Below are 12350 nucleotides of genomic sequence, written 5' to 3' on the forward strand. Positions count from 1 at the left end.
GAAAGGCGGCTTAGGCCGCCTTTTTTAACCCCATGACTAAACTCCGTGGTTTCACCCTCATCGAACTGATACTGGTGCTGGTGCTGACCGGCATACTGGCGGCGGTGGCCTTGCCACGCCTGCCGGTGGGCGGTAACTTCGAGCAGCGGTTGCAGGCCGACAATCTGATGGGCCTGCTGCGGCTGGCGCAACTCAGGGCCATGAATGACCCGGGTGCCTTGGTCAGTGATATGGGTATAGAGCAATGCGGTCGGGTGGTGATTACCCAAAGTGGTTTTTCACTTTCCGATGACTGTGATTCTGCCGCGTTGTTAACGAGCGAGCAGTTAACCACAGCCGAGCAACAAGGCCTGTTTGTGGGCAAAACCGGACTGACCATGACGGTTGAGCCCTCTCTTTCCTACACGCTGCCGCTGGTCGTGCAATTTGGCAAGCCGGCGGCAGCGTCTGCTTACCTGAGTAACGATAGCCGTCTGGGGCGGCCCTATCTGCATAGGTCCTCGGGGCCGGTACCGCTGAATACGGCGATGATGATTACCCTGGGCGACAAGGTCGTGTACATCGAACCCGAGGGCTATATTCATGCGCCCTGACGTCTTGCTCGTTCCTGGTGGTCAGCGTGGCATCAGCCTGCTGGAATATGTGCTGGGGTTGGTGATACTGGCCATCGTGCTGGTCGGTGCCGGGCTGTTTTTTCTCAGTCAGCCCCGCCAGCTGGACCCGGTGTTTCAGTTCAGGGCGGTGTCACTGGCCGAAGCCCTGGCCGAGCAAATCGTGGCGGTAAAATACGACGCCAATAATAATCCCGTCGCACAGGAGCGTTGTGGTATCGATGGCGTGCCAGCCTGTGCCAACAGTCCGCAGGCATCGGCATCCGATGAGGTGAGCAGCTTTGCCGTGGTGGATGATTTTCAGCTCTGGTGTAATGACGGTGAGAAGGGAGCCGTGGGTGCCGTTGGTGGTGAGGCGCTGGCCGCTCAGCTGGACTTGCCGGAAGCACAGCTTTATCGACGCTTTACGGTAGAAACCTGTGTGTCGGTTAACGAGGATGACCCCGACAATATTTTCAAACGGGTAGAGATAAAAGTCGCTATCGACCAGGGGACGACCCTGTCCTTTACCCTGCACCGGTACAACATCCGATGAAGGCGCGTGGCTTTACCCTGCTGGAGCTGGTTATCGTGCTGGTGCTCATCGGCATCGGCGCCGTCTTTGGCACCCGGTTCATCGCCGACATGGCCACGAGCTATGTCGGTACCGCCGAGCGCGGTCAGGCCCTGGCCGGCGCCCGTTTTGCCATGGAACGTATCCGGCGCGAACTCGGCCTGGCCTACAGCCCCAGCGTCTATATCGGCTCTTATGACGGCGCCGCCAATCGTTGTGTCTCCTTCGTGCCGGTGCTGGCCTCAGGCAAATATCTCGGTCAGGTAACCGATGGTACCGCGCAGTTTATTGTTCCGCTGATACTGCAGGAAGACATTATCGATGGTGTCAACCTGGCGGTACGTGCCGACAGCGGCGAGGCCGTCTGGCAGGATTACCCCGAGGTACTGCCGGACAACGTGGCGGCGTTGAAGGATCAAAGCTCGGCGCAAGCCGTGCTGTTATTCTCCGATGCCTTCGCGTCAGGAGTCAGCTTTGACTGGGAGGGCCAGGGTAATCGTTATGTCCTGCTGTATCGGTATCAGGTTCGATTCTGTCTGGACGATGACGGTAACCTCTGGCGCGAGATAAAAGAAGGAACCAGCGACTGGTCTGACAAAACCCTGATGTTGACCAACATCAAATCCGGGCCGCTATTTTCAGACTATGATGAGTCTCTTCAGTTACTATGGATGACGCTGTCGATGCCGACCCGAGAAGGTGAGCTGGTGCTACCCAGTCAAGTCCAGGTGATTTATGAGCCCTGATATCAACCCCGGTGCTCACTCAAGGCAGCGCGGCAGCATGCTGCTGAGCGTGTTGTTCATCATCCTGGTGATGGCGGCGCTGATGGCCGGGATGGCCACGCTGTCGGGCCAGAGCAGTCAGCAGCTGGTATACGAAGCCTTGGCACTGAAGGCCCGGCTGGCCGCCGAGTCGGTGCTGGAGCAAAAGGTGTTTGAACTGCTGGACGTTATTACAGCCAGCAGTGCCGTCACGACAGACGTGGCGGGCTGTACAGGAATCGCCATGGTCCCGGAGAGCAGCACGAGCGCCGGCGTCACCCAGGTGAATGTCATCGCCACAGGGACTTGTAACACCGGTCAACTGACGGTGATCCGCAACATAGAAGTCGAGGTGATTGAATGAAGTATTTAAAGGTTCTGCTTTTTGTCCCTCTATGCTGGAGTGCATCCGGCCTGGCGCAGACCATCGAAGAGATTTTCCCCTATACGGTGCAGAGCCATAGTGATGGTTATATAAATATTCATAATAATTCCTTCATATATGGAGAAGGGAAAAATGATGACAGTGGGGAGGTTAACTTTACGTATGTCGATAGTGGAAAAAAAGATGATAAACGTTGTTATGGATATCCCTGTTCCGTCCCACCTTCGTCTAAGTATGAGAATACGCCTAAGGCAGATTTAGAGCTATACAAAGCAAAAGAAAAAGTTGAAATAAAGAATAGTGACTATACCGTGAATAACTGGAGTACGTTCGATGGTAATGGAAAGTTTTATATCATCAATGGTGATTTCGAGGTTAAGCCAAATGGTAAAGTTGGTGGGGTAGATGATGGCGTCTTGATTTTTGTTGAAGGTGATGCAGATATAAAGGGTGAGTTTTACGGCTACCTTTATGCTACAGGTGATGTGACAATACAAACACCACACACTGGCTTTTGTGGGCGCGTAAGCTCAACGAATCAGGATGTGAAAGCCAATGCGACGATTGATAGCCGGGATACATGCTCATTCGATTTTAATTGGATTGATGAAGAAGAATTCGAGTATGATTTATCACCAACAAGTTCAATTGGTTACGTATATGGTGAAGGTGATAATGCCGCAAAAATACTCATCGAAAGCACCGCCACTAATACCGCCCAAGATTTCAAGGTTAGCTATGATGCTGGAGCCCTGTCTTATAAAGCCGTGACTGGAAGTGATGGCGATTACAAAGATCTTATAAGCGGTAGCACATATTCATTACCATTAAACACCGAGCTTTACATCAAGCATGACCAAGCAGCATCACTCACATTGACCCTGGATCCACAGATAGAAGGACAAGCTGCTCAGAGTGTCAGTCTTAAGTTTGTGCCCTACATGGTGGAAGTAACGTCACCTGCCAAATGCCCGGAAGTAGGGGAGACATTTAGCTATGCGGAGCACTCAGGCTGTCCTGTACTGGCCAAGGCCAGTGAAGAAACCTCTTTATCGTTAAACTTTGTTTCTTATGGTGTCGACGGCAGTAACAAAACAAAAGGTTCGGAACTCACCTATTATAAGTTTGTACTGCCCAATGACAAAGCAGTGCAAGTTAACGAACATTTCCTTTCCAGTTTCGATGATGAAATTCTCTTTGATGATGTGGCTTTGGTACAAGCCACGGTGAATCAACACTGTGTTTCTTATGCTCCCGATTGTGGTGACAAACAAACCCAAGGCGATACTGCAATCATCGGCCGCACCGTGCCCGCATCGCTTAGCGTAGAACAAATCATAGCCGGCGATATTTCCGGTGATGTGGTTTATGCCGGGCAGCAGGAGTCTGTTGAGTTTGAAGCAATACCCGGCTTTGTGGTGAAAGGGCTGGATATTGACGGCTCGGCCTTGCCCAGTTACAGCGGTGAATTTGCCGGTGGCCTCAAGGCCTCTGGTAATAGTCGGGTCGAGCTGGATACCACCTTGTCATATTCCGAATTGGCACTTTCTTACTCCGAGCCCGAGCCGGGGCAGCATCGGATAGAACTGGATCCTGACAGTCTGTCATTCATTAAAGACCAGCCCTTTGCCGAAACCGGTCTGAATCTGCCATTGGAGCTGACCATAAAGGGGCATGACCAAACCCTGGGCGTAAACGGTGAAACCACGCTGGCGGATGCAGACGATAAATTGCGCTTCGGCTATCTGACACTGGAAGATCTCGAGTTACCGCTTGGTCTGGAAGGAAAAATGCCGACCCACCTGAATTACTACTCGACCGACACTGGTACCGTGGCCGAAGACACCACATTTACTTATGTGTTGCAGCCGTCAGCTGTGCTTGATGTACCTGACATGCCGTCTCCGCCGTTGACACTGACGGTAGCAGATCAGTCGATAGAAGTGAGCGCCTACGACAAGGCGTGGAGTGGCAAGGTGAGTATGGAAGTTCCCCTGTGGTTACAGCCTCACAAGGACGGCGCTCTGGCCCATCCATCGGCCAGACTGAATATCACCGAAGATCCGCGCAAGCGCGGCAACGATCGGGTGTTCAACCGCCGGGAAGTGGCCCGTTAATCTCCGGAGCAGGGGCGGCCGTACCAGTATGGTGGCCCCTCAGTTTGCCTTGTATGTGTTTGAATATTATTATTTCTCAGCTAGAACAATGACTTGAAGAATCAGGTAAGGATTCCCGAATCGTGCAGAATTCAATCACCTCCCTGGAAAGCTGGCAGGAATCTACCGGATTATCTTCTCGGCCCCTGGAGCGCGCCTTGCAATTCAAACGGCAACTGCTGGAGCATGTGCTCGAGCATTCGCTCGAATTGATCATGGTCACGGATGCCAACAGCATTATTCAGCGGGTGAACGCCGCCTTTACCCACATCACCGGTTATAGTGCCGAAGAGGCACTGGGGCAGACCCCCCGGCTGGTACAGTCGGCACGGCACTCTCCCGACTTTTACCGGCAGATGCGCATGCAACTGCAAGACAGCGGCAGCTGGAGCGGCCAGATATGGAACCGGCGCAAGTCGGGAGAAGTCTATCTGCAGTGGCTTACTATCAATACCTTGACCGATGACGACGGTGAAATCACTCACCGGGTGGCCATCGGCCACGACCTTACCGCGATCGCCGGCCCCAAGCGCGAACGTATGCTGTTTACCTTCAAAGATCCGCTTACTCAGCTGGGTAATCGCCAGTTGTTGACCAGCCGGCTCGAACAGGCGCTGGCCGAAGCCGAGCGCAACCAGATAGAAGTGGGGCTGATGGTGCTCGATATCGGTCGCCTGCGGCCCGTTAACGAGCAACTCGGCCTGACCTGGGGTGATGACGTGCTGCGTCAGCAGGCTCGTACGCTGCAGGCGGCGGTAGACGAGGCCGATACCCTGGTGCGGCTGCAAGGCGATCAGTTTGCGGTGTTGCGTCACAGCCGGGCGCAAAACACCGCCATGGCCCAGCTGGCCGACAAGCTGCTGGGCCTGCTGGCCCAACCGATAGTGCTGGCCGATCAGAATGTGGTCAGCCTGCAACCGAGTATCGGCATCGCCAATTATCCGCGGGATGCGGCCGAGAGCACCGGCTTGTTGCAGGCGGCGGAGCATGCGCATGCCATGGCCAAGCGGGACGGGCGCAATCGTTTTCAGTTTGTGGATCAACGCGAGCATGTCCTGCACCATCGGGAACTGCTCATCGAGCAGGGCCTGTACCACATACTGAACACCGGCACGGGTGAAGGCCTCAGCCTGCATTATCAGCCTCAGGTCTGCCCGGATACGGGCACCATCAGGGCGCTGGAAGCCTTGTTGCGCTGGCAGCACCCGCAACTGGGGGCGATATCTCCGGGCGAGTTTATTCCGGTGGCCGAGAAAAACGGCCTCTCGGTGCGACTGGACCGCTGGGTGATCGAGCAGGTTTGCGCTCAGGTGGCACAGTGGCAGTACCACTATTCCCGGTTGCCGGTGGTGTCCGTCAACCTCAGCGCCCAGCAGTTCGGTCAGGCGGATTTTTCCGACTGGTTGCAGGCGTGTGTGAATGAGGCGGGGATCACGGCCAACCGCCTGAAGCTGGAAGTGACCGAAACCACCATGATGGAGCATAAAGACTCATGCGTGGCCATGCTGAAACGCTTGCGGCGGCAGGGGTTCTGCATTTCTCTGGACGACTTTGGCACCGGTTATTCGGCGATGTCCTGCCTGCACCGGTACCCGCTGGATGAGCTCAAAATCGACCGCAGCTTCATGGTCGAGGCCTGCCATAATACGCGCGCCTTCGTGCTGCTGAAAACCATTGCCAGCCTGGCACAGCAGCTGTCGCTGAGTCTGGTGGTGGAAGGGGTTGAGCAGGCGTCACAGCTGGCGTTGCTGAGAGACTTTGGCCCCCTCACGGTGCAGGGATATTATTTTTATCGGCCGCTGTCGGTGACCGACATGACGGCGTTGCTGGCCGACAGACAGCCCTGAACTGGCATCAGGTCTTGTTTTTCATCGGACAGAGTTGTTCGTCAAGCGGGTCTGCAGATAGCGTTGCAGGCGGGCCCGTTCCTCATCCTGCAGTTCAAGCCCCAACTTGGAGCGGCGCCAGAGAATATCGTCCACGGTTCTGGCCCACTCCTGTTCCATCAGGTAATCCACCTCTTTCTGATACAAGCCGGCGCCAAAGGCCTCTCCCAGATCGTCCAGCTGTTCACAGCCATGCAAAAACCGATGGCACAGGGTGCCGTAGCTGCGTACCAGGCGTTGTTGCAGGGCAGCCGGCAGCCAGGGGTAGTGCCGTTGCAGGGCGGCAGCCAGCCGGGGTGGCGAATGGAAGTTGCCGCCGGGCAGCACGGCGTGGTGGGTCCAGGGCGGACCGGCTTCGGGAAAAAACCGGCAGAGGGCACTGGTGGCGGCCTCGGCCAGCAGACGATAGGTGGTGAGTTTGCCACCAAATACCGACAGCAGCGGCGCGTCATTGGCGGGCGCGTCCAGCTCGAAGCGATAATCGCGCGAGGCCTGCTGCGCCTCGCCACCCTCGTTGCTGATCAAGGGGCGTACGCCGGAATAACGCCATACCACGTCCGCCGGGCTTATCTGCCGTTTGAAATGGTCGTTGACCAGGGTGCACAGGTAATCCACTTCCCGTTCGCTGATCTGTACCTCGGCCGGATCGCCCTCGTAGTCCACATCGGTGGTGCCGATCAGTGAAAACCGGTCCAGGTAGGGCAGCACAAAGACGATGCGACGATCTTCGTTTTGCAGCATATAGGCTTCGGGGCCGTCGTGCAGTCGCGGCACCACGATATGACTGCCCTTGACCAGTCGCAGCTGTTGGGGCGCGGGCAGGGGAATGGTCTCGGCAAAGAGCCTGCTGGCCCAGGGGCCGGCGGCGTTGACCAGCACCCGGCTGCGGCACTGCTGCTGCGCTCCGGTCGCGGTGTCTTGCAGGGTGATGTACCACAGACCCTGGTGACGTTGTGCCCGGATGCAGCGGGTACGGGTGGCGATCTCCGCGCCCTGGTTGCGGGCGGCCATGGCACACAGCACCACCAGCCGGGCATCGTCCACCCAGCCGTCGGAATATTCAAAGCCGCGATTAAGGTAAGGCTGCAGCGGGCTGTTTTGGTCGAAGCGAATGGCGCAGGATCCGGGCAGCCGCTCGCGCCGGGCGAGGTGGTCATAGAGAAAGAGGCCGGCGCGGATCATCCAGGCCGGACGCAGGTGTGGGCGATGGGGCAGGCGAAAGCGCAGCGGCCACATGATATGGGGCGCATTCTTCAGCAATAACTCCCGCTCCGCCAGCGCCTTTTTGACCAGGCCGAATTCATAATGCTCCAGATAACGCAGGCCGCCGTGGATCAGTTGCTGCTGTTCGAGGAGGTGGCTGATGCCAGGTCGTTCATTTCGCATAACTTGACCTGAAGACCCCGGCCCGCCGCGTCCATCGCGATGCCGACGCCGTTAACGCCACCACCAATGACCAGCAGATCGTAAAGAGGAGGTTCAGCTGTCATTTCCGGCTCCTTGCGCGGGGATGATGTCTGTAGTTACTCGATGGGTATTTTTACCGTGCCTTATTTATCGCTGCTTTCTGGTATTCATCGTCATCGGTGGAAAGAAACCGGATAAGCCGATGGGATGTCTCCATTTAACTGAATGATTTCATATAGAAGTATTTCTTTTATTCAAAATGTATCGGTTTAGTTGTTATTAAAGCAGCTGGAGCGGGTATCGAGTTCTATTCATCCGTAATCGGATACATTACTCTAGGAAAAAATTCTTTATCCATATCCATACTGCTGTTTTTTAATTTTATCCTGGAGCCTTCAATAATATGCGCTTGCCCTTATTTCGTGGCTCTGCCCCGGATGCGGATTTGGCTGACAGTGTCGGCAAGGAACGCAGTCTGCTGTCAGGTATCCTGCTACAGGCGCTGATGTATGTCTCTCTGGCGCAGTTGACGCTGTGGCTTGAACAGCCGCTGATGTTTTCATTTATGTTCTCGCTGCCCCTGTGGCCGGCGGCGGGGGCAGCGCTGGTCGGGCTCATGGTGTGGGGGCCGCGTAGCTGGCCTGGGATCGGGCTGGGTGCCGCCAGTGCCTTCGCGTTGCAGGTCATACAGGAGGATGGATTGTTCCCCATGCTTGCTTGGATGTCGCTGGTGGTCGGTCTGGCTGTGGCCTTGCAGGCCTGGGTGGCTTTTCGGCTGATCCAACCCTATTTCGATGCCCGGGCACGCTTCGAACGGGCATCGGGCTGCTGTGCCTTGCTGGTGCTGGCCGGCCCACTGGCGAGCCTGATCTCGGCCACCTTTGCCATGGCGGGATTTTATTTTCTGCAGGAAGAAGCGCTGGCGGTACTGAGCTCCCGTTGGTTCAGCTGGTGGGCCGGTGACAGCCTGGGCGTGCTGCTGGTGTTGTCTTTGTCGGTGGCTTTTATACCGGCAACCGGTCAAATCTGGCGCGCGCACCGTTGGCAGATTATTTTACCCTTGCTGGTGACCAGCCTGTTGATGCTGGGCGGCTACCATTGGCTGGCCCACAGCAATCGGGTGTTGCATCAGCAGGAGAAATATCAGGATAGCCTCCGCATGAATCAAACCCTGGGGCAATGGTTGCTGACCCAGACGCGAGCGGTGGAGTCGGTGGCCAGTTTGTTCAATGCCAGTGAACGGGTCAGCCGGGAAGACTTTGCCCGTTTCACGCACAGGATGGTGCGTGACAACAACGATATCGGTGGCCTGGGCTGGGCGCCCCGGCTTGCGGGGAGCGAACGCGTCGCAATGGAACAGGAGGTCAGGCAGAGCGGCCTGACCCGCTTTACCATCCGCCAGGTCGATGACCAGGGTCGGCTGGTGGCGGCCGCAGAGGCCAGCGAGCATTATCCCTTGCTGTATTCGGAGTTGCGTCCGGGGAGCCCGGCACCGGCCCTGGGGCTGGATCTCGGTTACCACCCCGACGCCCTGGCCGTGATCCGTCAGGCCAGAGATACCGGGCTGCCGGTGCTGGAAATCCGGCAGCTCTATACGGTGCCGATAGTGAGCGCAACGACGATTACCGCTTGTTCTTTCCCGTCTATCAAGCCGGATTTGTGCCCGAGTCGGCCACCCTGGCCGACCGTCGCGCCGCGTTGCGTGGCTTTGCCGTGGGCCTGATTTACCTGGATGACATCTATCAGCCGTTGCAGCAACAGGCCGCGCAACTGGGAATGGGGGTCGGCCTCACTCATCCGGATGGCAACTATCTGCCCCTGAGCGGCACTATGCCGGCGCATAATCCATCCTATACCCTGTTGAACAGCCACGTGGAATCTCTGGTCGGCAATGCCTTGCGGCTGACCAGTTGGGATCTGCAGCCCTGGATTCCAGGCAATTCCACTGCCATGAAGATCTACTTGATGGGCTGCGTGATCATCTTGTTGCTGTTATCGGTGTATGTGTTGTCGGCGGCGGGACAGCATGTTCGCATCGGCCGTCAGGTCGCCGAACGAACCCTGAAGATAGCTCGGTCGGAAGCCAGGTTGCGTGGCATTATCGATGCCATGCCCGTTTTTGTGGGGGAAATGACTCCGGACGGCACCCTGCTGGAGTGCAACGGGACCGCACTGGAAACATTTGATTTACGGCGTGAAGAGGTGCTCGACCGGCCCTTCGAACAGACCCCCTGGTTTACTCATTCGGCGGCGTTGCAGGCCCGGTTGCGCGCAGACATCCGCATGGCCGCCGCCGGCGAAGTGGTACGTCATGATCTTGAGCTGGTGGCCGCCGATGGCACCCTGATGACCATGGATTTCATTCTGGTGCCAGTGCGGGATGAACAGGGGAAAGTGCTTAAGCTGATCCCCTCGGCGGTGGACATCAGCGCCCGCCGGCAGGTTGAAGTAGCGTTGTTGCGCAGTGAGCAGGCACTGCACGAATTGAACCAGCAGCTGGAGGAGCGGGTAGCAAGGCGGACACGTCAGCTGCAGGACAGTGAACATTTCATCAGGGGAGTGATTGATGCCTTGCCCTCCCATATTGCCGTACTCGATCAACAGGGGATGATACTGCAAACCAATCGGGGCTGGCGTCGCTTTGCGACCGCCAATGGTGGCGATGTGGCCGCGGTGAGCGAGGGAAAAAACTACCTGGCTCAGTGTGATTATGAGCAGGAAAACGGTCTCAATGTCGCCGGCCTTATTGGTGAGGTGATAGCCGGGCTGCGCACGGATGCCGGCTTCGAATACGACTGTCACGGCCCGGATCATCAGAGATGGTTTCATTGCCGTATCACCCGGCTGGCCGAGGCTGGCAAGGTCTGGGTAGTGGTCAGTCACGATGATATTAGCGCCCGTAAAATGGCGGAACTGTCGATGGCACAACAGGCTGAAGAGCTGGAAATTCGGGTGGAAGCGCGGACCGTCGAGCTCGGGGCCGCTCAACGGGAGGCGGAGCGGGCCAACCGTGCCAAGTCGGACTTTCTGGCGACCATGAGTCATGAAATGCGCACCCCCATGAACGGTGTGCTGGGCATGCTCGACGTGCTGGAACGGCAGAATACTCAGTCCGGGCTTGAAGAGCTGATTGATATTATCAGGGATTCGGGCAGAACCTTGTTGAGCCTGATTGACGATATTCTGGACTTTTCGAAAATAGAGGCGGGGCGGCTGGAGCTGGAGCAGCTGCCGTTGGCGCTCGATCCGCTGATAAAAGAAGTCTGCACGGTATTGATGCCCACGGCCGAAGACAAGCGGGTGGCCGTCAGTTGCCGTATTGCCCCGGATGTGCCGCAACAGATCTATGGGGATCCGGTACGACTGCGTCAGATCTTCTATAACCTGCTGGGCAATGCCATCAAGTTCAGTGCCGGTCGTCCGGAGCAGCCCGGGCTGGCAGAACTCAGCATCGAGCTGCACAGCAGGGAACCGTGGTGTCTGAAGCTGGCGGTCAATGATAACGGCATCGGTATCCCCCCCGAACTGCAGGCCGATGTGTTCAACCCCTTTGTTCAGGCCGAAAGTTCGACGACTCGCCACTTCGGTGGTTCCGGTCTGGGGCTGGCCATCTGTCGGCGGCTGGTTGACATGATGCAGGGTGATATCAGCGTACAGAGTACTCCCGGAAAGGGGACGACCTTTACCCTGATGCTGCCGGTACAGCCGGTGCCTGAACCCGTTGCCGTTGGGCCGGTGCTGGCGGAGACGGTCTCGGCAGACCCAGAAACGGATGATGCGTTGTCCCCGGGGACGGCGGTTCAACAGCGGGAGCAGTTGATACTGGTGGCGGAGGATGATCCGACCAACCGGAAAGTGATACGGCAGCAACTTGCGTTGCTGGGCTATGGTTCGGTCGTGGCTGAAGACGGTTACCAGGCTTTGCAGCAGTGGCGTAATGGCGGGTTTTCTCTGCTACTGACCGATCTGCATATGCCGGAAATGGATGGCTATCAACTGGCGGCGGCCATCCGCCGGGAAGAGCAGGGACCACCGATGCCGATTCTGGCGCTGACCGCCGATGTGTTACGGCTCGGAAAGCACGAAAACTCGGATCTGGATGATTACCTGACCAAACCCATCAGCCTCGATATGCTCGGCGCCACGTTACAGAAGTGGCTGTCTGACTCTCCGCCGCTGGAATCTATGCAAGCAACGGAAACCGAAGAACCGGTGCTGGAACTCTCGGTCTTGTATGGCCAGATCGGTACTGACCAGGAGGTGATCCGTGAGCTGCTGGCCGCCTACCAGGTCGGGCTGCTGGATGCAGGCAGTGCGCTTTTTACTGCCCATCAGGAAGGTGACCTTGCTTCGATTGCCGAACTGGCACATCGGCTAAAGTCCTCTTCCCGTGTGGTCGGTGCATTGCGGTTGGCGGAGTTGTGCGCGGAACTGGAAGTACAGAGCCAACACCGTACCCAGAGTGAACTGGCTCCTCTGTTCATGCAGTTCGAGTCGCAGACAAAACGAGTCGAGGACTGTCTTTCCGAAATACTGAGTGAAGATAGCCGGGCATCAACTATCAACTAACAATTAATAACAAAGATGA

General features: G+C 56.8%; 8 protein-coding genes and 1 pseudogene. 8 read left to right on the forward strand and 1 reads right to left on the reverse strand.

All coding sequences use genetic code 11. The annotated features are described in order from the left end of the window. Positions 1–32: 32 nt before the first annotated feature. The 6 genes from BFR47_RS01260 to BFR47_RS01290 all read left to right on the forward strand — a co-directional run bounded on the left by BFR47_RS01260 (position 33) and on the right by BFR47_RS01290 (position 6316). A complete protein-coding gene (locus BFR47_RS01260) occupies positions 33–593 on the forward strand; it encodes a prepilin-type N-terminal cleavage/methylation domain-containing protein (protein WP_071471378.1) in 561 nt (186 codons plus the stop codon). After that, positions 583–1146: a type IV pilus modification PilV family protein gene (locus BFR47_RS01265; RefSeq protein ID WP_071471379.1), complete on the forward strand. Its 564-nt coding sequence runs from the start codon at positions 583–585 to the stop codon at positions 1144–1146. The genes BFR47_RS01260 and BFR47_RS01265 overlap by 11 nt, the downstream gene beginning before the upstream one ends. Then, positions 1143–1910 (forward strand): prepilin-type N-terminal cleavage/methylation domain-containing protein, encoded by a 768-nt coding sequence (locus BFR47_RS01270; RefSeq protein WP_071471380.1) that lies wholly within the window; start codon positions 1143–1145, stop codon positions 1908–1910. Before BFR47_RS01265 ends, BFR47_RS01270 begins: the two co-directional genes overlap by 4 nt. Next, a complete protein-coding gene (locus tag BFR47_RS01275; protein ID WP_245748746.1) occupies positions 1900–2292 on the forward strand; it encodes a hypothetical protein in 393 nt (130 codons plus the stop codon). Before BFR47_RS01270 ends, BFR47_RS01275 begins: the two co-directional genes overlap by 11 nt. Then, complete coding sequence (locus BFR47_RS17680; protein WP_139215075.1) at positions 2289–4430, forward strand: hypothetical protein; 2142 nt, start codon at positions 2289–2291, stop codon at positions 4428–4430. Before BFR47_RS01275 ends, BFR47_RS17680 begins: the two co-directional genes overlap by 4 nt. A gap of 122 nt (positions 4431–4552) precedes the next feature. After that, entirely contained in the window at positions 4553–6316 is a 1764-nt protein-coding gene (locus BFR47_RS01290) for a putative bifunctional diguanylate cyclase/phosphodiesterase (RefSeq protein ID WP_245748747.1), read from the forward strand. Between the two features lie 21 nt (positions 6317–6337). Here the strand turns inward: BFR47_RS01290 and glpD are convergent. Next, positions 6338–7845: pseudogene (gene glpD / locus BFR47_RS01295) on the reverse strand (glycerol-3-phosphate dehydrogenase). Positions 7846–8207: 362 nt separating this feature from the next. Between glpD and BFR47_RS01300 the strand changes: the two are divergent. Further along, a complete protein-coding gene (locus BFR47_RS01300) occupies positions 8208–9485 on the forward strand; it encodes a CHASE domain-containing protein (RefSeq protein WP_175514041.1) in 1278 nt (425 codons plus the stop codon). Further along, the gene (locus tag BFR47_RS01305) at positions 9392–12331 is read left to right on the forward strand and encodes a PAS domain-containing hybrid sensor histidine kinase/response regulator (RefSeq protein WP_139215076.1); all 2940 of its coding nucleotides are present in this window, start codon (positions 9392–9394) and stop codon (positions 12329–12331) included. The genes BFR47_RS01300 and BFR47_RS01305 overlap by 94 nt, the downstream gene beginning before the upstream one ends. Positions 12332–12350 lie beyond the last annotated feature (19 nt).

It is taken from the genome of Oceanisphaera psychrotolerans (assembly GCF_001870485.1).
Taxonomy (GTDB): Bacteria; Pseudomonadota; Gammaproteobacteria; order Enterobacterales; family Aeromonadaceae; genus Oceanimonas; species Oceanimonas psychrotolerans.